Genomic DNA, 21,092 nt, shown 5'->3' with positions numbered 1-21,092 from the left:
CGAAAAGGTAGGGCGCGTTGTCCCCCACGCGCCGCTGGATGGATTTCTTAGCGGTGGGCGCTGCGGCTGAATCCTTCTCTCAACTCTCAGCTCTCAACTCTCAACTTTTTCTCACTACGCCAGCTTCACCAACTCCAGCGTCGCCGGAACGTCCTTGATGATCTGGGACGGCTCGGGCCCGACGCCAAGGTAGCGGAGGTTGGGTAGCTTGTTCGCCGCGGGCAGGGCGGCGCCGTCGAAGGCAACATCGAGCAGGCTCTTCACCATTGCTCCGACGTAGCGCTGGGCGTTGCGCGGGAGATTGGCGAAGTGCCGCACCTGCGACACGTCCTCGGTCCAGCCGGGATGGCGGGTGTAAACCGGACGCAGCGTGCGGCGGACCGCCTCGTTGCGCGGCACGTGCCGGACGCGTTTGCCGTCGGCTGACTCGTACGCGGTGCAGATCTGCAGATCGCCGCGCCACTCGCCGCTGTGCGTAAGCGCGTCGAGCTTGTTGATCATCACATCCTGAAATCCGCCGTAGCGCAGGGCGTCGCCTTTCTCCACCGCATCGTACCAACCCACCATCCGCTGCCGGCCCGTGCTCGTACCGAACTCGATTTGCTTGAGCTTGATGGCGAGCGGGTGCGCGTCGTCCATCTGGGTGAGGAACGTGTGCGTGCCGACCTTGGTGTCATACGCCTTGGCCACGCCGAAGGTGTGAATGCGCTGCACCGGAATGCCCGCGCTCTCGAAAAACTCCGGGGTGTACGTGTGCGACGCCGTGACGTTCGGCGAGAAGCCGTGGCGCTTGTCGAGCCAGTAAGCCTGGCCGAACTCGCCGATGATCGTGTGGCCGGCGGCCACTTCGCGCAGCACTAGTTCGCGCACTTCGCCGATGTTGCGCGCGAGCGCGGTGCCGGCGTTCCAGTAGGTCGCGGTCAGCGCCTCGAGGTTCAACGTGAACGGCACGGCCCCGCGGAAACGCGTGAAGTCGAATTCGTCCGTGGAAAACACGCCGAGCTCAATCGCCTCGGCGTTGGCCCGCCGCTCGGCCGTCGTGAGCTTTTCGAAGAACGAGTCCCACGTGGCGGCACTGACGCGGCAGACATGTTGAATCGTGCGGCACGCGCGATCGGCGCGCTGCGCCAGCTTGCGCGCGAAGTAATTCGGGCCCCCGAGAAAGTCCGCGTACGTGATTTGCTGCTGGCCCACTTCGTCGAGATACGCGGGCGTGATGCCGCGGCCGGTCGAACCGCGCGGCTCCTCGGCGAGCACGTTGACGCGATAATCCTCCCAGGCGAGGTCGAGCAGGCGGTGGGTGAGGTCCGACACCAGCGTCCGCTCGTCGATGAGCAGCCGGGACAGAATCGCGTGGCCCTTTTTCTCCAACGGCTTCGTTTCCCACCAGATCTTCCGCGGATCGGCGACGACGCCGCTGCCGATGCAAAGATGCGCCGCGTCGCGCACCACCACGCCGGCCGGGAGCAGGTTCAGCTTGATGCCGCCGGCCGTGTGGCCCGAGTTCGCGCCGCCGTTGACCTTGAGCACCACCGAAACCGGGGCGCTGGTGCCGCGCAGTTCGTCGGCAACTTCGGGAATCAAACGGCCTTTGCCTTCGTCACCGAGGGAGATTCCGACGTCGGCGATGAGCTGGCTGGTGAAGGGGAGCAGGGACATGGTTGCGTGAAGGACAGCGCAACCGGGACCGTGATGACACCCTGTTGCCGAAAAGGGAAAACGCGACGAGGCGGGGGAGGGCAAACGAAAAGTGAGGCGCTGACACGGCATGGCGTTCCCGCCCCGACTTCGCGCCGCCACACCGGCGGAAAAAGGCTCGGCTTGGCGAAGGCGGGAACGACACACTCACGCCATGAGCACCCCGCAGAAAATCGCCCTCGTCACGGGCGCTGGATCAGGCATCGGCCGCGCGTGCGCGCACGCGTTGCTCCAGACCGGTTTCACTGTCGTGCTGGCGGGCCGCCGCCGGGAGCCGCTCGAGGCGACTCTGCGGGACTCGGGACGCCCGGAGAGCGAAGGGCTGGTGGTGCCGGCTGACGTGGCCGATCCCGCTTCGGTGGGTGCGTTATTCGAGCAGGTCCGCGCGCGCTTCGGGCGGCTCGATCTGTTGTTCAACAACGCCGGCATAAATGTGCCGAATGTGGCGATCGACGATCTGTCCTTCGAGCAATGGCGGCACGTGATCGACATCAATCTGACGGGCGCGTTTCTCTGTGCGCAGGCGGCGTTCCGGTTGATGAAAACGCAGACGCCGCGCGGCGGGCGCATCATCAACAACGGTTCCGTTTCAGCGCAGGCGCCGCGGCCCGACTCAGTGGCCTACACCACGGCGAAGCACGGCATCACGGGGCTGACGAAGTCGTTGTCCCTTGACGGCCGGCGCTTCGACATCGCGTGCGGTCAGATCGACATCGGCAATACGGATACGCCGCTGGCCGGCCGCATGAAGAAGGGCGTGCCGCAAGCCGACGGCACGATCGCGATTGAGCCGACGTTCGATGTCAGTCACGTCGCGCGCGCGGTCGTTTACATGGCCAGCCTGCCGCTGGAGGCCAACGTCTCCACCATGACCGTAATGGCGACGAAGATGCCGCTGGTCGGGCGCGGCTAGAACAGCGTCGTCGCGCGCGTGTGCGTGGCGCGGAGTGCCTCGGCGTACTTGGCTCCACACGCGGCGCCGCGATAGCGGGCGAGATTGGTCTTCGCGGTCACGGCGGCATCGGGCTCGAACTCGTCGTACGGCTTCTTGCGCACGAAGGCCATCAACTGCCCGAGCCACTCCATCGCGGACGGCCACACGTCGCTCACATCGACGAACGTGTTCGGCTCGAAACCGATCGTGTGGCCCGGACCGTTATCGTAGTAATACGTCTGCGCGGGCACCTTGGCCTTCGCGTCATCGAGGATGCGGCCGGAAAGCTGCAGCGCCGCCTTGATGATCGCAGACGCCGCTTCGTGATCGGGATGCCGGTCGTTCGGCCAGAGGTTGAAAGCGATGTCGGGCTGCACCTCGGCGACGACTTCCGCGACCGCGCGCTTGCTCGCCTCGTCGAGGTGAAATCGCCCCGATGCATAATTCAGGAAGCGCGTTTCAATCCCGTGGTAATGCGCGAGCGTCTCACACAGCTCCTTCAACTCGGGTCCGCGATCCTTCGCCGGCGGCCAGTTCGTGTAGTCGCCGATCAAGGACAGTACGACGACGCGGTGATTCTTCAGCGCCGCCTGCAACAAAAGGCCGGGGATGCCGAACACGCAGTCGTCGTAATGCGCGCCGAGGGCGAGGATCGTTTTGCGCGGAGGCGTGGCCATGGGAGGGGAAAACCGGAAACCGGAAACCGGAAACTGGAGACTGGAGACAGGAGACTGGAGACAGGAGACTGGAGACAGGAGACAGGGAGTCGGTGAAGATGCTCTGGGGAGTTAAGCGAACTGAATCGGCGGGGAGTTGAGAACGCTCGTTCGGGAACGGGAAAAGGAACGGGAAGAAAACCGGATTTTTCTCTCAACTCTCAACCCTCAGCTCTCATCTCCGCGTCATCCCCTAAGACTGCGTGGCGCGGGTGGAGACTTCGATGACGTCGTGCGGCGCGGCTTCCTTCTGGCCGGCGGGACTGACGCGGGTGTAACGGGCTTTCGCGCGGAGATCGGGGAGCGTGGCGGCGCCGAGATAACCCATGCCGCTCTGGACGCCACCGATCAGGTTGGCGAGGACGTCGTCGACCGAACCGCTGACTTCCTTCAACGCCTCGATGCCCTCGGCGGCCACCTTGCGCGCCGTATCATTTTTGTCGTGACCGTAACGCGCGGCGCTGCCGGCCTTCATCGCGGAGAGGCTGCCCATGCCGCGGTACTGTTTGTAGACCTTGCCGTTGATCTCGAGAATTTCGCCCGGCGCTTCGCGGCAACCTGCCAGCAGACCGCCGAGTATCACGGCGTGCGAGAGCGTGAGGGCCTTCACGATGTCGCCGCTCTTCGTGATGCCGCCGTCGGCGATCAATTTCACGCCGGCCTTCTTCGCCGCCGTGCCCGCGACGTAGAGCGCGGTGAGCTGCGGAATGCCCACGCCCGCGACGATGCGCGTCGTGCAGATGGAGCCCGGGCCCTGGCCGATCTTGATCGCGTTGGCGCCGCAGTCACCGAGGAACGACACACCGCTCGCGCTCGTGACGTTGCCCGCGATGATCGTGAGATCCTTAAAGGCGTCACGCACCAGCTTCACGACCTCGCCCACGCCGGCGGTGTGGCCGTGCGCGGTCGAGACGGCGACGGCGTCGACGTTTTCCGAAACGAGATTGCCGACGTGCTCGAGGATCTTCTCGCGATCGAGCGAGCCGTCCGGCTTGCGCACGGGCGAAAGCGCGGCGCCGACGATCAGACGAAATTCGGTGTCGCGCGCTGGCTTGCGGCGGGACTTCGACTCGGCGGTGATGCGCTCGACGTCGGAGGCCGTGATCAATCCACGGAGACGGTCGTCATCATCGACCACCAGCATCTTGTTGATGCCGACGTTGCGGGAGAAAAAGGCGTCCGCCGCCTTGATCGGATCCTTCGCCACCGCGCGATTCTTTTCCGTGATCAGCTGCGCGCGCGGCGTCATGACGTCGGCGACCTTCTTCCCCTTATAGCGATCCTTGACGACGTTGCCCGAGAGAAGACCGGCGAGCCGGCCGTTGCTGTCGACGACGGGGAAGGTGGAGAACGCGAATCGCTTCTTTTCAATCATGCCGAGCACGTCGCTGATGAGTTCGCCGGGTTCGACCGTGATCGGATCCTGGATGAGCCCGTGGATGTGCCGCTTCACGCGGGCGACTTCCTTCACCTGCTCGGCGGCGGGCATGTTGTAATGAATCAGCCCGAGCCCGCCGTTGAGCGCCATGGCGATGGCCATGCGCGACTCGGTGACGGTGTCCATGTCGGACGAGATGATCGGAATCTGGAGTCGCAGCGATTCGCTCAGCACCGTGGAGGTATCGGCGTCCTTCGGCAGGATGTCCGAATACAGCGTGGCGAGCGAGACGTCGTCGAACGTCAGGGCCGTCGGAATGCTGGCCCGGAAAAACGCCGCGGCGGGCAGATAAAACTCCGCTTCTGCGCCCGCATCGGCGGGAGTGTGAGTCGAGGCAACCTTCGTCATGAGTTGCCATGAACGGAGTAGGCCTGGCGCAGCGGAGGGCAAACAGAAAGTCGGGTTTGCGCGTCGTGCCCCGGATGTATGACGTGGGGACATGAAGGTCCGCCTGCAGTTGCGTCGGTATCGGCTCCCGTTTCGCGCCCCGGTGCGCACGGCGCACGGCGTGTGGACACAGCGCGAGGGCCTGATTGTCCGGCTCGAAGGCGAGGGCGGTGGAATCGGATGGGGCGAGGTCGCGCCGATTCCGCATTTCGGGACCGAAACGGCGGACGAGGCCGAGGCCGCGGCCCGAACGCTCGACGAATGGACCACCACCGCCGCCCTCGCGGAGGTCCCGGAACGCCTGGGCTGTCTGCGCCACGGCCTGCAGGCGGCGCTGCGGGAGGTCGAGGCGCAAACCCGTGCCGCCGCCGACGGAGCCGAGCCGGAAGCGATCGACGCCTCCGCGCCCTACCTGGGCGTCGCTGCCCTGCTGCCAGCCGGTCGCGCGGCGCTCGCTTTGATCGAACCGCGAGCGGAGATCGGCTTTCGCATGTTCAAATGGAAAGTCGGCGTGGCCGACATCGCGGAAGAACTGCCGTTGCTGGACGACGTGTGCGCGCGGCTGCCTTCGGGCGCGAAGTTGCGCCTCGATGCGAATGGCGCGTGGGAGCGTCGTCATGCGGAGCGCTGGCTTGAACGCTGCGCAGATCGGCCGGTGGAGTTCATCGAGCAGCCGTGCCTCGCGGAAATCTCCGCCTTCGCGCGGGCAATTGGGGAAAAGGTGACCGGCGCACAGCGCAAGGAAATGGATCTGCTCCTCGGCCTCGCGGAAGATTTTCCCACGCCGATCGCGCTCGATGAATCGCTGGTCGGCGAAGGCGACATCGAGCGCTGGGTCGGCGCCGGCTGGCCGGGTGTGTACGTGGTGAAGCCGTCGTTGCTGGGCGACGTGACCACGGCCATGACGCGGCTCGCGCAGGCGAAGGCCCAAGTCGTGTTTTCGTCGGCGCTGGAAACGGCGGTCGGGGCGCGAACGGCGCTGCAACTCGCGTTCGCGTGGAAAGGCGAGCCGGCGGCTGACGGCAAGACGCCGGCTCGTGCGCTGGGTTTTGGCGTGTGGCCCTTGTTCGCCGATGCGCGTTTCGACGGACCGGGCCAGGTGCCGTTCATCCGGCGCGAGGATGTGGCGCGGATGAATCCGGAGGCGATATGGACCGCGCTGGGCTGACCGCGCTGCTGCGGGCCTCGGGTTGCGCCGTCGAGCGGAGTGGCGCCGTCTTCCTGTGCGATCCGGCGTGGAGCGAACGCGAGCGTGCCGCGGCCAGCGCGCTGATGGACCGGCGGGCCGCTGGCGTTGAAGCGGGCGATGACGGCCTCGGCTGGCTCGGCGTGCGCACGGGCGGCAGCGGCGGCGGCGTGAAATTCGCGCGTCACGATGAACACACGCTCGGCGCGGCCGTGCGGGGATTTTGTGCGCACTTCGAGCTGTCGCGGGTGAATGCCGTCAACGTGCTGCCGTGGTCGCACGTCAGCGGCCTGATGGCGGGCGTGCGTTGCGCGATGACGGGCGGGCGCCACGTGCCGTGGGATTGGAAACGTCTCGAGCGCGGCGAACTTCCTTCGCTCGATCCCGCCGTGGGCGACGACTGGGTGCTGTCGCTCGTACCGACGCAACTGCAGCGGCTGTTGCTGCAGCCGGCAACGGTCGCGTGGCTGCGCGCGTTTCGCGTGATCTTCCTCGGCGGCGGGCCGATCTGGCCCGGGCTCGCGGAGGCCGCGGCCCAGGCACGGCTGCCGGTGTCGATCAGTTACGGACTGACGGAGACGGCCGCGATGGTGGCCGCGCTCAGCCCCGCGGAGTTTCTGGCGGGCGAGCGCAGTTGCGGCCGGGCGTTGCCGCACGCGAACCTCAGCGTCACCGCGGACGGTCTGGTCCGGGTGGCCGGCGAGTCCGTTTTCCGCGGCTACTGGCCGGACTGGAGTGCGGCGCGCGTGGTGACCACCGAGGATCGTGGGACCATTGACGCAGCGGGCCGAGTGCATCTGCACGGCCGCCGCGACGCGCTGATCATCAGCGGCGGAAAAAAGATTGCGCCGGCCGAGGTCGAGGCGGCGTTGCGGGCCAGCGGGGAGTTCGACGATGTCGCGGTGATCGGCGTGCCGGATGCCGAGTGGGGCGAGATCGTCGTCGCATGCTATCCGGCGGGTTCGCCGCGCGCGCCGGATCCGGTGCGCGCCGTGGCCGGGCTGGCCGCGCATCAGCGGCCGAAACGCTTCGTGCCCGTGGTGAACTGGCCGCGCAACGCGCAGGGGAAAATCAACCGCGCCATGCTGGCAGAACAATTATCGGCCCGCTAGCGGACGGATTTTTTCGTGTTTTTCGCGGGTTTCGTGGTTTCCTCCGGCGATGACCAAGAACGAAATCGCCGACGTCCTTTCCGAGATCGCGACCCTGCTCGAACTCAAGGGCGAGAATCCGTTCAAGGTCCGCGCGTATCAGAACGGTGGACGCGCGCTCGAGGCGATCGAGGAAGGCGAACTCGCGCGACTGATCGCGGCGGAGGAGTTGAAGAGCGTGAAGGGCATCGGCGATGCGCTCGCGCAGAAGATCTCCGAATTGCACACCACGGGCCGCCTGGAGTTTTTCGAGAAACTGAAGGCCACGGTCGAGCCGGGCCTGGTCGAGATGTTGCAGATTCCCGGACTCGGGCCGAAAAAAATCCGCGCGCTGCACGACAAGCTCGGCCTCGCTGACATCGCGGCGCTCACGCAGGCGTGTCACGACGGACGCGTGGCCGAACTCGAGGGGTTCGGGGCCAAGACGCAGGAAAAAATTCTCGCCGGGATCAAGAATCGCGAGGCGTACGGCCGGCGGCATTTGTGGTGGGACGCCGCCGCCGTGGCGGAACCGATCGTGGCCGGACTGCGGGCACTGCCGCAGGTAAGCCGGGCCGAAGCGGCGGGCAGCCTGCGGCGCGGCGCCGAGACCGTCGGCGATTTGGATTTCATCGTCGCGGCCAGCGAGGTCGCGCCCGTGGTCGACTGGTTTGTGGCCATGCCCCACGTGAAGGAAGTCACGGCGAAGGGCGACACCAAGGCCAGCGTGCGCTTCGAGAGCGGGCTGCAGGCGGATCTGCGCATCGTGCCCGAGGCGCAATTCGCGTTTGCGCTGCATCATTTCACCGGCTCGAAGGATCACAACGTGCAGATGCGGCAGCGGGCGCTCGCACGCGGACTCAGCCTGAGCGAGTGGGGCCTCGTGCCGGCGGAAGGCGAGGGGACGGCGAAGCAGAAGGCGGAACACCATTTGAGCGACAAGGTGGACAGTGAACGCGGCCTCTTCGCGGCGTTGGGCCTGCATTTCATCCCGCCCGAATTGCGCGAAGGTCTCGGCGAAATCGAGGCGGCGGAGCGCGGCGAACTCCCGCGGCTGGTCGAGCTCGCGGATTTGCGCGGGGCGTTTCACAACCACACCACCGCGTCGGACGGTCGCAACACGCTGGCCGAGATGACCGCGGCCGCGGAGGCGCTCGGCTGGGAGTACCTCGGCATCGCCGATCACTCGAAGGCCAGTTTCCAGGCGAACGGGCTCAGCGAGGAACGCCTGCTGCAGCAGATCGCCGACATTCGCGCGCTGAACGCCTCGAAACGTTACAAGACCCACGTGTTTGCCGGCACCGAGTGCGACATCCTGGCGGACGGCCGGCTCGACTACGACGAAGGCCTGCTCCGGCAACTCGATTATGTAGTGGCGTCGGTGCACAACGGCTTCGCGCAGGACGAGGCGGCGATGACCGCACGCATCATCAAGGCCATCGAGCATCCCTGCACGACGATGCTCGGGCACGCGACCGGCCGACTGCTGCTCCGCCGTGAGGGTTATCGGGTGGATCTCGGCAAGGTCATCGACGCCGCGATCGCGCACGATGTGATCGTCGAGCTCAACGCGAGCCCCTGGCGGCTCGACCTCGACTGGCGGCACTGGCGGAAAGCGGCCGATCGCGGCCTGGTGTGCGCGATCAATCCCGATGCGCACGAAACCGCCGGACTCGAACATGTGCGCGCCGGAATCAACAGCGCGCGCAAGGGCGGACTCGGCGCGGAAAATATTGTAAATACGCGATCACTTGCGGCAGTCGTGAAGCTTTTTTCATCCCGGCGCGCGCGCCGTTAGTCGAGGGTGGGCTGGAGGTTCGGAGGACAGAATCGGTGCGGCGTCCGGTGTCGCCGTGACGGAATTCAAGGTTGTGTCGGCCGGGAGGATTCTACGACATGGCTCGTCGTTCGCGTTTTTTTCAGCCTTGGTCGAGCAGCGCGCCGGATGCGATACCCTGGATTTCCGCCCGGGCTGGAACAAGTCGCCGTTTCTGCGCTCCACTGCTTCACCCACCCTTTATGATGATGCCATCCCGGTTCCGAAAACTCCTCCCTCTTGGTTTAATCGTTATGGCCGGCGCGACCGCGGCTTTGCGCGCGGAGGATTACGCCATTTCCAGTTTTGCGGGCACCGGCAGCGTCGCCGGCAGTGCCGACGGCCAGCCGGGCACGTTCAACAATCCCTACGGCGTGGCCATCGATGCGGCGAAAAATCTTTATGTGACCGACACGGTCAACCACACGATCCGCAAGATCACGCCGGGCCGCGTGGTGTCCACCCTGGCGGGCGCGGCCGGGATTTTTGGTTCGACGGATGGAGCCGGGAATGCGGCACGCTTTAATTTTCCCGTCGGTGTCGCAGTCGATTCCGGCGGCAATGTGTACGTGAGCGATTCGAAGAATTTCACGATTCGCAAGATTACGCCGGCCGGAGTGGTCTCCACGTTTGCCGGCGGCGCGTTTCTCATCGGCTCAACCGATGGTCCGGGTGCGTCGGCTCGCTTCTTCCTTCCCTACGGTCTGGCCGTCGACAGCAGCGGCACTGTCTATGTCGCTGAAGGCGGCAATCACCTGATTCGCAAAATCACGGCCGACGGTACCGTCTCGACGCTGGCCGGTGCCGCGCTGATCCCCGGCACGACCAACGGCAACGGCACGGCGGCGCGTTTCAACACGCCGTTTGGCCTCGCGGTCGACGGCGCGGGCAATGTCTACGTCGCCGACAGCGGCAATCACGTGATCCGCAAAGTCACGGCGGCGGGCGTCGTAACGACCTTCGCGGGTGTCGCGGGCGATGCCGGTGCGGCGGACGGCCCCTCGACGGTGGCGCGCTTCAACCAGCCGCGCGGCGTCTCGGTGGATGCCGCGGGCAATCTCTTTGTGGCCGACTACGGCAATTCCACGCTGCGCCAGATTTCTCCGGCGGGTAACGTCACAACGATCGCGGGTGCCGCGGGCTTTTTCGGCGGCACCGACAGTGTGGGTGCCGCCGCGCGGTTCTACGATCTGACGGGCGTCGCTTCCGACGGCACCACGGTTTACGTGGCCGACACTTCGAATAATTTGATTCGCCGCGGCGTGCCCGCGAGCGCAGCCGGTCTCCCGGTCATCTCCGTGAATCCTTTCGATCAGGAGGTCAGCTTGGGCCAGTCGGTCACGTTCCGGGTGGTCGTCGGTGGCACGGTGCAGAGCTACCAGTGGTTGAAGAGCAGCGTGGCAATTGCCGGGGCCACGGGCGCCACGTTTACGATTCCGTCGGCGCAGCAGGCCGACGTCGCGACCTACGCGGTTCGCGTCACCGGCGCCGGCGGCTCGATCGACAGCTCGGTCGCGACGCTGACCGTTACGCCCGTCGGCACGGGTCCGATTCAAATCACCGCCCGCCCGATCAGCCAGAACGTCAACGCCGGCCAGAGCGCGACGTTCAGCATCACGGCCGCCGGCGCCGGTCTCACTTATCAGTGGCAGAAGAACGGCGTGAACATCGCCGGCGCGACCACGGCGAACTACGTCATCGCTTCCGCGCAGACGGGCGACGCGGCCACCTATCTGGTGCGCGTAACCTCCGGCGCCTCGATTGAGACCGCCACGGCGAAACTGAGTGTCGGCGGAATCAGTGGCGGCGTCAGCATTTCTTCGCAGCCCTCGAGTCAGACCATCCCGGTCGGACAGACCGCGACCTTCACCGTGGAGGCTTTCGGTTCGAATCTCACGTATCAGTGGTTCAAGAACAGCACCACGATCACGGGCGCGACGGCGGCCACCTATCGCATCCTCGCTGTGCAGGCGGGTGATGCCGGCAGCTATACCGTGCGCATCACCGGTACGACCGGATCGGTCGACAGCTCAGCCGCGGTGCTGACGGTCGGCAATCCCGGTCCGGGGCCTGGCCCGGGACCGTCCGATCCGATTTCACGTCTCGTCAATCTTTCGATCCTCACGACGGTGTCCTCCGCCGGTGATAGCTTCACGATGGGTTATGTCGTCGGTGGCGCCGGCACGAGCGGTACAAAGCCGATCCTGATCCGCGCCGCCGGTCCGACGCTGGGTGCCGCGCCGTTCAATATTCCGGGCGCTCTCGCCGATCCGAAGCTGGAAACGTTCGCTGGTCAGACCAAAACCGGGGAAAATGACAACTGGGGCGGCACGCCTGCGCTCACGACGGCGTTCGCGTCGGTCGGCGCGTTTGCCTATTTCAGCCCGACGTCGCTCGACGCCGCGGTCCTCGGCAATATCGCGGCCGGTGACAATTCCGTGCGCGTCGCCGCGACGGGTAGCGGCACGGGCACGGTGATCGCCGAGCTCTACGATTCCACCTCGTCGACGGCGATGACGGCCTCCACGCCGCGTCTCGTGAATGTGTCGGTCCTCAAGGCGCTCGGCACCGGCCTCACGGCGGGCTTCGTCATCGACGGCACCGGCGCGAAGAAGGTCCTGATTCGTGCCGTCGGTCCGACCATCGGCGCCGCGCCCTTCAACGTCCCGGGCGCGGTCGCGGATCCGCAGCTGCAACTCTTCTCGGGCCAGTCAGTGATTGGCGCAAACGACAACTGGGGCGGCACGGCGGAACTGACCGCGGCCTTCACGCAGGTCGGAGCCTTTGCGCTGCCGGCGGCCTCGCGCGACGCCGCTCTGCTCGCCACCCTGCAACCGGGCAGCTACACCGTGCAGGTGAACGGCGTGGGCGGCACCACGGGCGTCGCGATCGTCGAAGTCTACGAAGTCCCGTAAGCAAACGCGTCATACCAATCGCTCTTTGCCTTTGGACTTTAGCCGTGGCTACGAGCGCCAGCGAGTGGCCGAACGACCACTCGCTGGCCCTCGTAGCCACGATCGATCCAGAAGTCCAAAAGCAAGGAGCGATTGGTATCACTCACTGTCTCGGACCGTGCGCACCGCCGCGCCGCGGTCCTCAGCAAAAAGCCGCCGGGCAATGCCCGGCGGCTTTTTTGTGACCGGATTTAAAGCGCGGTCACTCCGGGAACCCGGCGGAGGAGAGTCCGGGAAAGATCCGGAGCGCGTTCTTGTAATACACCTTCTTCAGCACGTCGTCGGGCAAATCGAGGCCGTAGAGTTTCCAGATGCCATGGTATTTGCGGATTGGGTCGAAGTAGTCGTCGTCGGTTTCGAACAACCGAAAATACGTGTAGTATTCCGGGACGCTGTAGAGGTCCTTGCCGAACAGGATCCGATCCTGGTACTTCACGAAGAAACGCCGTGCGGCGCGCGGCTGGCGTCCCAGTTCGCTGGTGATCGCGCCAACCTCGGCGTACACGTTCGGCAGCCGATCGAGCAGCTCGCCCAGCCGGCCCAGGTCATGTCCGAGCCACCCAAGGTGGGCATTGACGAAGATCGTTTTGGGATGCCGCGCGAACAGCGCGTGCTGTTCCTCGATCAACTGCTCCCACGTGAAGTTGGTTTGTTGCGACTGGTTGCGGCCGGAACGCAGCTTCAACTCGAGCCAGCGCTCGTTGTTTTTGTCCATCGGCTGAAACAGGCCCCACGGATCACCGGTATGGATGAGCACCGGAATCTTGTGCTTCGCGCACATTTCCCAGACGGGATCGAAGCGCGGATCGTCCACTTTGACGCGACCCTTGCTGTCATTCAGCATCATGCCGAGGTGCTTCCAGATCTTGAGCCCGATGGCTCCGGCCTTGATGTCGGCTTCGAGCTGCGTCGCGACGCGCGTGCCGTAATTCGGATCCTCGAGATTGTTGTAGTCGATGTTCGTCATCACCGCGAACCGGTTGGGGTCCTTTCCCTTCATCGCGGTGACCATGTTGGCGACCCACTTGCCACTGCCGCCGCTCACGGGCGAGTTGATCAGGATCTGCATGTTCAGGCTGTCCATGTCGGCGACCAGCTTGTCCAGCTTCTCCGGCGACACCTCGCGCTGGTGGTTGTGCACGTCGATGAACGGAAACTTCGCGCGCGTCAGCTTGTGCTCGGGCACGCGCAACGTCGACTTCGGCTCGTACTCTTCAATGGAGATGGTCTGCCCGAGGGCGACGGGGACGAGGGGCAGGGCGAGCAGGAGGAATTTTCGCATGGAGGGACGGGGTGGTGGCGGAGACGGGCCGGGTGTTAAATGACGCGACGGCGGACCGGGTCAAATCGCGAGATGGCAGGCAACGCACGCCTGACGCGGCCGGAGGCAGGACGATGCACGATGCGGCGCAATGAAGGGCGGTGCGGCGTCCTAGGCTGACCGGCCGCGGGGTGAAGGGCATTTCTTTTGATTCGGCCGTTGCCGTCGCATCCTAACGCCGGAACGATGCGTCCTGCCGCACGCCCACTTGCGGATGTTTGTTCTGGATTGGATTTCCGATCCGAACGCGTTCACGGTGGAGCCTTCTCTCCATGATAACTTTCCCGGCTTCGCTGCAGTCCCGACCTGTTCCCGATCCTTGCAGATGGGATGCGGTCGTCATGCGTCGGCCGGGTGGATCCGGGAAATGAATCCGACTTTCTCGCCAAGTCGGGGGCGGGGTGAAGCCGGCCTCGTTCGGGGGACGCGTGGGAGCTTGGGCTGCGCGCATGAAATCGTGCGTGCCACCGCATGAAGCCGTCCATTCCACCTGACCCGTCCGATGGCGAAGCGCCGGGCGTCCCGGGCTTCCGCACCTGGGGCGGCGTCTATCTGTTCGTCTTCGTGGCCTTCATCCTGCTGGTAGTCGCGCTCGCGATATTTTCGCGCGTCTACGCATGAACGCCCTGGATTGGATCGTCTTGCTCGGGACGATGCTGGGCATCGCCGCCTATGGCACGTGGCGGACCCGACACACCGACAACCTCAACACCTACCTCAAGGGCAACCGCAACACGGGTTGGGTGACGATTGGGATTTCGGTGGCGGCGACGCAGGCGAGTGCGATCACGTTTCTTTCGATTCCCGGCCAGGGCTTCGAAAGCGGCATCGGTTTCGTGCAAAATTACTTCGGGCTGCCGCTCGCGCTGATCATCGTGTGCGCAGTGTTTCTCCCGATCTACCGCCGGCTCGGAGTGTACACGGCCTACGAATACCTCGGGCAGCGCTTCGATCAGAAAACCCGGCTGCTGGGCGCGGTGTTTTTCCTTCTGCAACGCGGCGTGCAGAGCGGCATCACGATTTACGCGCCGGCGATCATTCTGTCGACGGTCCTGGGCTGGCGGCTCGACCTGACGATCATCTTCATCGGTACGATTGTGGTCGTCTACACCGTGACGGGCGGCAGCGCGGCGGTGAACCTCACGCAAAAATGGCAGATGGGCGTGATTTTTGGCGGCATGGTGACCGCCTTCATCGTGCTGCTCACGAAACTTCCGGCCGGATCGCTCCACGTGGCCGGAGCGCTGGGCAAGCTCGAGGCGGTGGATTTTTCGTTCAGCCCCGATCGGCGTTATACGTTTTGGAGCGGGTTGTTCGGCGGCCTCTTCCTGTCGCTTTCGTACTTCGGTACCGACCAATCCCAGGTGCAGCGCTACATCGGTGGCGCCGCGTTGCGCGAAGGCCGGCTCGGCCTGATGTTCAACGCACTGCTGAAAATCCCGATGCAGCTGTTCATCCTGCTGCTGGGCGCGCTCGTGTTCGTGTTTTACCAGTTCCAGCCCGATCCGCCGGTGTTCTTCAATCGCGTCGAGTGGCAGCGGCACATCGACGGTCCGGACAGCGCGAAATTCCGGGCGATCGACGCGAAGCACGCCGCATTGCACGGCGAGCGTCAGGGCAAGCTGAAGACGTGGATGGGACTGCGCGAGGGGACCGATCCCGGCGCGGAGGCCGCCGCGCGGTCCGCCTTGATCGCGGCGCAAAACGAGGTCGATGCCGTGCGCAAGGAAGCGAAAGCCGCGCTGACGGCCGCCAATCCGCGCATCAACACGAAGGATTCTGATTACGTGTTCATCGGCTTCATCACTACGCAGCTGCCGCACGGTGTGATCGGGCTGCTCATCGCGGTGATGTTTGCCGCCGCGCTGGGTTCGAAGGCGGGCGAACTCAACGCGCTCGGCACGACGACGACGATCGATCTGTGGCGTCACTTTCGACCGCTGGCCGAGCACGACGAGGCGCGCAATGTGCGCAACGCGAAAGGCTGGACCGCGTTCTGGGGCGTGTTTGCGATCCTCTTCGCGGTGTTTGTCAGCTTTGAGGAGAATCTGATTGAGGCGACCAACATCATCGCGTCGCTCTTCTACGGCGTCGTGCTCGGGATCTTCCTCGTGGCGTTCTTCTGCAAGCACGTCCGTGGCACGGCGGTATTCTGGTCGGCGCTCGCCGCCGAGGCGCTCATCATCACGCTCTTCTTCCTCCGCAACGTGTTTCCCGCCCTGAAATTCTCCTATCTCTGGTACAACGTGATCGGCTGCGCCGCCTGCGTGCTGTTCAGCCTGCTGCTGCAAAGCCTGCTGCGAAGCGGACCGCGGGCGGCGGCGGAGGCGCGCGCATGAGCGGGGCGCCGGTCATCTGTTTCGGGCAGCAGCCGTGTGGCTTTTTCCCCCGTCGCTTCCTCTACGCCAAATTCCAAACCGCGCGCCGGATGCAGGCGGAGATGGGCGGCGAGATCGTGTTCTTTTTCCACGACAGTGATCACGATCCGCGCGAAACACAGACGACCCTGCGGCACCGGAAGACCGGTGAACCGGTGACGTTGAATTTCACCGTCGAAAACAAGGTGCAGCGCAAGTGGTCGCCGTTGTATCTGAAACGCATCGCGGACGGCTGGCACGCCACGACCGCGCGGCAACTCGGCGCCTATGTCGAACCGGCGCGGGTCGAGGCGTTCAAGCAGACGCCGGTGACGAACGTGGCCGATTTCTGCCTCGAGCTCTACCGGCGCATGGGACTGCTCGACGGCATCCGCGTGGTGCGTTCGAGCGATCCGGCGGTGCGGACCGCAGCGTGTGACGTCAGTGAATACTTCGGCGACGTGGCGTACGAGGGCCAGATCGTGCGCGCGCGCTGGCTCGACGGCACATGGAAGCTGCACGAAGGCGGCGAGAAATATCTCACGCTGCCGTCGACGCCCGTGACGAAGGCGCAGATCACGCCGACGCGTGACACGCGGTTGCGCTGGATGCAGAGCGTGATTCACTGCACGCACTACATTGCCGGCATGGGTGAACAAGCATACTTGCGGAAAGAGGACGCGCCTGAGATTACCTTCGTGAATCGTGATGCGATCGACCGTTCCGATGAAGCCTTCCACTGAGTCCGCACCCGTGCTCGTGTTTGGCGCGCACCCGGACGACATCGAGTTCGGCTGCGGCGGCGTGATCGCGCGCGAGACGCAGGCCGGCCGCACCGTTCACCTCGTCGTGTGCTCCCGCGGCGAATCGGCGACGCATGGTTCGCCCCGGCAGCGCACCGCCGAGGCCAAGCGCGGCGCGGCGCTTCTCGGCGCCTCGCTGGAATTTCTGGACCTCGGCGGCGACGCGCATTTCGAGGTGAGCGTGGCGCACGCGTTGAAACTCGCCGCCATCATCCGACGACTGCGGCCCGACATCGTGCTCGCGCCGACCGTGGTGGAAAACCAGCACCCGGATCACGTCGCGCTCGGCCGGATGGCGCGCGATGCCGCGCGGCTGGCGCGTTACGGCGGCGTGCGCGAACTGCGTTCGCGGCCGGCGCACGCGATCGGCGCGCTGTATTTCTACGCGATCACGGTCGAAGGCGAACCAGCCGGCGAGAAACCGGTGCTGTTCGATGTCTCCGCGCCGGCGGTGACGGAGGCGTGGACGCAGGCAATGCTGGCGCACGCGACGCAGGCGCAGACGCGGCAGTACTGCGCGCTGCAGATCGCGCGCGCGAATGTCCTGGGCGCGCGCTGCGGCGTGGCGGCCGCGATGGCATTGTACCCGGCGGATCCGTTGGTGGTGGATTCCCTGGCGACGCTGGGTCGGACGTCACGGCGATTTTGAGCATGGTGAACCCGCGCCCGCTTCACATCGGCATCACCTGTTATCCGACGGTCGGAGGCAGCGGCATACTGGCGTCGGCGTTGGGCGAGGAACTCGCGCGGCGCGGCCACGAGGTGCACTTCATCAGCTACGAACGACCGTTCCGCATGCCCGTCGGCGCGCCGCGGCTGCACTTTCATCCGGTCGTCATCAACGATTACGAGCTGTTCAAGTATCCGGACTACACGCTGCCGCTGTCGGTGAAAATGGCCGAGGTCACGCGTGACTGCGCGCTCGACGTGCTTCACGTGCACTATGCCGTACCGCACGCGACCGCGGCGATCCTCGCGCGGGCGATGTCGCCTGAGGCGAAGCGGCCGCGGGTGGTCACGACCCTGCACGGCACCGACACGACGTTGCTGGGCCGCGATGCCGGTTACGGTCCGGCGATCCGTCACGCGTTGATGCGTTCGGACGCGGTCACGGCCGTCTCGGCTTGGCTGCGCGATGAGACGCACCGGCTGCTTGCCGTCGATCGGCCGATCGACGTCATCCATAATTTCTTCGCGCCGAAAACGCCCCGGCGGTCGCGCGAGGACGTGCGCCGCGAGCTCGGTTTACGCGACGAGGCGATGATCGTCCATCTGTCGAATCTGCGGCCGGTGAAGCGCATCGATCTCCTGCTGGAAACGATTGCGCGCGTGCGCCCGCGCGAGGCGTTCAAGCTCGTGATCCTCGCCGGCGGCGACTTTTCGCCGTTCCTCGAGCAGGTGCGGCGGCTGGGGATCGAGGATCGCGTCCTCGTGCGCGAGAACGTCGTCGACGTGGAGGACTACCTGCAGGCGGCCGACCTGGGTCTGTTCACGTCGCAGTCCGAGAGTTTCTGCCTGAGCCTGCTCGAGGCGATGTGGTTTGGCTGCCCGAGCGTGTCGACGACCGTGGGCGGTATCCCGGAAGTGGTGACGTCGGGCGAGACGGGCGTGCTGGTGCCGACGGCCGATCCTGACGCGCTGGCGCGCGGGGTGGAGTCGCTCCTGAACGATCCCGATCGTCGTCAGACGATCGGCCGCGCGGCGCAGGCCCGGGCGCGGACGGCGTTTTGTGCCGACGCCATCGTGCCGCAGTACGAGGCGCTGTATCGACGCGTCTGTGACGGCGCGTAGGCTGATCGGTGCCGCGGTTCAGCCCAGCGGACGGAATTGATCGCGATACGCCCGGCCGCGTTCGAGGCGGGCAACGACGTCGACGTAGTCACGATTCGCGAGCGCGATTTGAAACTGGTGCAGCTCGTCCTCGTACTTCCGCAGTGCGCGCAGGACCTCGTCGCGGTTCTGTTCGAGGATGCTGCGCCAGAGTTGGGGATCGCTGCCGGCGATTCGAGTCGTGTCGCGGAGGCCGCCGCCGGCGTGATTGCGCCACGCGCTGTTTTTTTGCGCGAGAAAGGAGCAGAGCGTCGAGGCGATCACCTGGGGCAGGTGGCTGATGTGTGCCACGATTTCGTCGTGTTCATCCGCGCCGACCGTCACGACCTCCGCGCCGAGGGCGCGCCAGAAGGAGACGACGGTTTCCACGGCCTGCGGATCGCTTTCGGGCAGCGGGGTGACAAAGCACGTGCGGCGATTGAAGAGCCCGGCTTGCCCGTGCTCCCAACCGGTTTTCTCCGAGCCGGCCATGGGGTGCGCGCCGATGAAGTGCGCGCGGGACGCGAGCGCGGCGCCGCCGAGTCGGGCGATGTCGCCTTTGACGCTGCCGACGTCGGTGACGATCGCGCCGGCGGGCAGGGACGGGGCGATTTGTTTCGTCAGCGGGATAATCAGGTCAACGGGAGCCGCGACCACCACGAGACTGGCGTTGCGCACCGCTTCCTCGGGCGTGTCGGCCACGTCGTCGCACCAGGGTTGCTCGCGCAGTTGCTGGCGCGCTTCCGGTCGTCGGGCCCAGAGGACGATGCGCTCGGCGGCGTGGCGTTCACGCGCGGCCCGGGCGACGGAGCCGCCCAGCAAACCGGGCGCGAGAATGGTCAATTGGGCGAGGGCGGCCATGGGCGCAGGCACGCAAAAACCAAAGGTGGTGTCGAGCGGCGAACCTCAGGCGCCCATTTTCACAATTCGCTCGAACTCGGGGCGCAGGACGGGTTGCACGGAGAGTCGCGAGATGCGGAGGAGCGTCATCTTCGCCAGGGCCGGTTCAGCCTTGATGGCGGCGAGCGTGACGGGCTGGGCGAGGGCTTTGCCGGCCTCGAGCTCGACTGCCACCCAGCCTGCTTCCTCGGCCGTCGTGTCGGGGAACGCAGCGCGGGTGACGCGCGCGGTGCCGACGACGGCCTTCGTGGTCATGCTCTCGTAGAAAAGCACGCGATCGCCGGGGCGCATGGCTTTGAGGTGCAGGCGGGCGGCGTTGTTGCGCACGCCGGTCCAAGCGGTGGTGCCGTCGCGGACGAAGTCGGTCCACGCGTAGGCGTCGGGTTCAGATTTCACGAGCCAGTATTGCGTTGTCATGCGGCGGTCGGTTTGGTGCGCTGCACCGAAATGGAACCGACTGAGGCTGAAAAGAGAAAAGCCCGCCGTGTGCAACGTTTGCTCTATGTTCTCATGGCGCTGATGATCGGAATACCCGCGGTGATATTCGTCGTGAAATCGATTCGTTGAGCGCGCCGCCCCTTCCCATGGATAAAACCCTTCTGCCGATCCGTCTGGTATTCGTCGCCCTGTGCGCGGCCGCGGGTTGGCTCGTGTGTTACACCATCACCGACTGGGATCACTTCCGGGGCGTGGCGCTCACGGTGGGACTTTGCATCGGTCTGCTGGTCGTGCTGGTCGACGTGATGCTGAAGGGCTTTTCGCTGCGCGGCCTGTCGGCGGTGACCTTCGGCATCGCGGCGGGATCGCTCATCGCGTACATGGTCGGGGCGTCGCCGCTGCTGCAGGAAGGCGATCCCACCCGGATCTATCTGGTCCGTCTCGGGCTCTTCCTGATCTGTCCGTACCTTGCCATCGTGATCGCGCTGCGGGGGAAGGATGAGTTCAATTTGATCGTTCCGTACGTGCGCTTTGTTCCGCACGAGGTCGACGTTCCGCTGGTGGTGGTGGACACGAGTGTGTTGATCGACGGTCGGATTTCGCGCGTATGCGAAGCGGGCTTTCTCACTGCGGCGCTCGTCATTCCGCGCTTTGTTTTGACGGAGCTGAGCGGCGTGGCCGACTCGCACGATCCGCACAAGCAGGCCCGCGGGCGGCGCGGGCTCGAGGTGCTGAACGAGCTGCGCAAGATCAAGCACCTCGATATTCGCATCACCGAGAGTGAAGTGTCCAAGCGCGAGGACGTGGATGCGAAGCTGGTGTTTCTCGCGCAGTCGATGCGGGCGAAACTGCTCACGACTGATTACAACCTCGCGAAGATGGCGGAGTTTCACGGCGTGCCGTGGCTCAATCTGAACGCACTGGCGAAGTCGCTTCGCACGGAACTGATGCTGGGCGAGCGGCTCGAGGTGGAATTGGTGAAACCGGGCAAGGAGGAAGGCCAGGCCGTTGGGTTCATCGAGGACGGATCGATGGTCGTGGTGAACGGCGGGCGCGGGTTCATCGGCCGTCGCGTGCAAGCTGAGATTGTCAGCGTCCTGCCCACCGCGGGTGGGAAGATGATTTTCGCCCGACACGTGCCCGAGACGGAGGCGTGATCGCGCTCGTGGCGGAGCGAACGGGCGGGCAGGGCGAGCCGGGGGGCG

Annotated in this window: 17 protein-coding genes; 11 read left to right on the top strand and 6 right to left on the bottom strand. The window is 65.4% G+C overall.

All coding sequences use genetic code 11. From position 1 onward, the window contains the following. Positions 1–114 precede the first annotated feature (114 nt). A complete protein-coding gene (locus tag ACLJEU_RS19785) occupies positions 115–1,659 on the bottom strand; it encodes an adenylosuccinate synthetase (RefSeq protein WP_414664235.1) in 1,545 nt (514 codons plus the stop codon). 193 nt (positions 1,660–1,852) lie between these two features. Between ACLJEU_RS19785 and ACLJEU_RS19780 the strand changes: the two genes are divergently transcribed. Continuing rightward, on the top strand, positions 1,853–2,611 hold the full coding sequence (locus ACLJEU_RS19780) for an SDR family oxidoreductase (protein ID WP_414664234.1): 759 nt from the start codon (positions 1,853–1,855) through the stop codon (positions 2,609–2,611). On the opposite strand, the gene ACLJEU_RS19775 is transcribed toward ACLJEU_RS19780, so the two are convergent. Then, positions 2,608–3,309: a PIG-L deacetylase family protein gene (locus tag ACLJEU_RS19775; RefSeq protein WP_414664233.1), complete on the bottom strand. Its 702-nt coding sequence runs from the start codon at positions 3,307–3,309 to the stop codon at positions 2,608–2,610. The genes ACLJEU_RS19780 and ACLJEU_RS19775 overlap by 4 nt on opposite strands. Positions 3,310–3,541: 232 nt before the next feature. Beyond that, positions 3,542–5,134, bottom strand: coding sequence for an IMP dehydrogenase (gene guaB, locus ACLJEU_RS19770; protein WP_414664232.1), 1,593 nt, complete (start codon positions 5,132–5,134; stop codon positions 3,542–3,544). Between the two features lie 91 nt (positions 5,135–5,225). Between guaB and menC the strand changes: the two genes are divergently transcribed. The 4 genes from menC to ACLJEU_RS19750 all read left to right on the top strand — a co-directional run bounded on the left by menC (position 5,226) and on the right by ACLJEU_RS19750 (position 12,220). Then, positions 5,226–6,341 carry an o-succinylbenzoate synthase gene (gene menC, locus ACLJEU_RS19765; RefSeq protein WP_414664231.1) on the top strand — a complete coding sequence of 372 codons (1,116 nt, stop codon included), beginning with the start codon at positions 5,226–5,228 and terminating at the stop codon, positions 6,339–6,341. Continuing rightward, positions 6,323–7,471 (top strand): AMP-binding protein, encoded by a 1,149-nt coding sequence (locus ACLJEU_RS19760; protein WP_414664230.1) that lies wholly within the window; start codon positions 6,323–6,325, stop codon positions 7,469–7,471. The genes menC and ACLJEU_RS19760 overlap by 19 nt, the downstream gene beginning before the upstream one ends. A 49-nt stretch (positions 7,472–7,520) precedes the next feature. After that, the gene (gene polX, locus ACLJEU_RS19755) at positions 7,521–9,287 is read left to right on the top strand and encodes a DNA polymerase/3'-5' exonuclease PolX (protein ID WP_414664229.1); all 1,767 of its coding nucleotides are present in this window, start codon (positions 7,521–7,523) and stop codon (positions 9,285–9,287) included. Positions 9,288–9,559: 272 nt separating this feature from the next. Beyond that, positions 9,560–12,220: an immunoglobulin domain-containing protein gene (locus ACLJEU_RS19750; protein ID WP_414664228.1), complete on the top strand. Its 2,661-nt coding sequence runs from the start codon at positions 9,560–9,562 to the stop codon at positions 12,218–12,220. A 241-nt stretch (positions 12,221–12,461) separates the two neighbouring features. Here ACLJEU_RS19750 and ACLJEU_RS19745 read toward each other — a convergent pair whose 3' ends face one another. Continuing rightward, positions 12,462–13,541, bottom strand: coding sequence for an amidohydrolase family protein (locus ACLJEU_RS19745; protein WP_414664227.1), 1,080 nt, complete (start codon positions 13,539–13,541; stop codon positions 12,462–12,464). A 510-nt stretch (positions 13,542–14,051) separates the two neighbouring features. Between ACLJEU_RS19745 and ACLJEU_RS19740 the strand changes: the two genes are divergently transcribed. The 5 genes from ACLJEU_RS19740 to bshA are packed head-to-tail and all read left to right on the top strand — an operon-like array spanning position 14,052 to position 18,531. Next, positions 14,052–14,201, top strand: a complete 150-nt coding sequence (locus tag ACLJEU_RS19740; protein WP_414664226.1) for a hypothetical protein — start codon at positions 14,052–14,054, stop codon at positions 14,199–14,201. Beyond that, entirely contained in the window at positions 14,198–15,919 is a 1,722-nt protein-coding gene (locus ACLJEU_RS19735; protein WP_414664225.1) for a sodium:solute symporter, read from the top strand. The genes ACLJEU_RS19740 and ACLJEU_RS19735 overlap by 4 nt, the downstream gene beginning before the upstream one ends. Next, positions 15,916–16,680 (top strand): hypothetical protein, encoded by a 765-nt coding sequence (locus ACLJEU_RS19730; protein ID WP_414664224.1) that lies wholly within the window; start codon positions 15,916–15,918, stop codon positions 16,678–16,680. The genes ACLJEU_RS19735 and ACLJEU_RS19730 overlap by 4 nt, the downstream gene beginning before the upstream one ends. Then, positions 16,664–17,389, top strand: a complete 726-nt coding sequence (locus ACLJEU_RS19725) for a PIG-L deacetylase family protein (RefSeq protein ID WP_414664223.1) — start codon at positions 16,664–16,666, stop codon at positions 17,387–17,389. Before ACLJEU_RS19730 ends, ACLJEU_RS19725 begins: the two co-directional genes overlap by 17 nt. Positions 17,390–17,391: 2 nt before the next feature. Next, entirely contained in the window at positions 17,392–18,531 is a 1,140-nt protein-coding gene (bshA, locus tag ACLJEU_RS19720; protein ID WP_414664222.1) for an N-acetyl-alpha-D-glucosaminyl L-malate synthase BshA, read from the top strand. Positions 18,532–18,549: 18 nt separating this feature from the next. On the opposite strand, the gene ACLJEU_RS19715 is transcribed toward bshA, so the two are convergent. Both ACLJEU_RS19715 and ACLJEU_RS19710 read right to left on the bottom strand, forming a co-directional pair. Further along, positions 18,550–19,410, bottom strand: coding sequence for a prephenate dehydrogenase (locus tag ACLJEU_RS19715; RefSeq protein WP_414664221.1), 861 nt, complete (start codon positions 19,408–19,410; stop codon positions 18,550–18,552). 45 nt (positions 19,411–19,455) lie between these two features. Continuing rightward, positions 19,456–19,866, bottom strand: coding sequence for an EVE domain-containing protein (locus tag ACLJEU_RS19710; protein WP_414664220.1), 411 nt, complete (start codon positions 19,864–19,866; stop codon positions 19,456–19,458). A 167-nt stretch (positions 19,867–20,033) separates the two neighbouring features. Here ACLJEU_RS19710 and ACLJEU_RS19705 point away from each other — a divergent pair, with 167 nt between their 5' ends. Beyond that, complete coding sequence (locus ACLJEU_RS19705; protein WP_414664219.1) at positions 20,034–21,044, top strand: PIN/TRAM domain-containing protein; 1,011 nt, start codon at positions 20,034–20,036, stop codon at positions 21,042–21,044. The last annotated feature ends 48 nt before the right edge of the window (positions 21,045–21,092 follow it).

Source organism: Terrisphaera buseokensis (genome assembly GCF_047521145.2).
Lineage (GTDB): Bacteria > Verrucomicrobiota > Verrucomicrobiia > Opitutales > Opitutaceae > ER46.
Note: the sequence above shows the minus strand (reverse complement) of the source record. Positions and strands in the feature narration are given on the sequence as shown.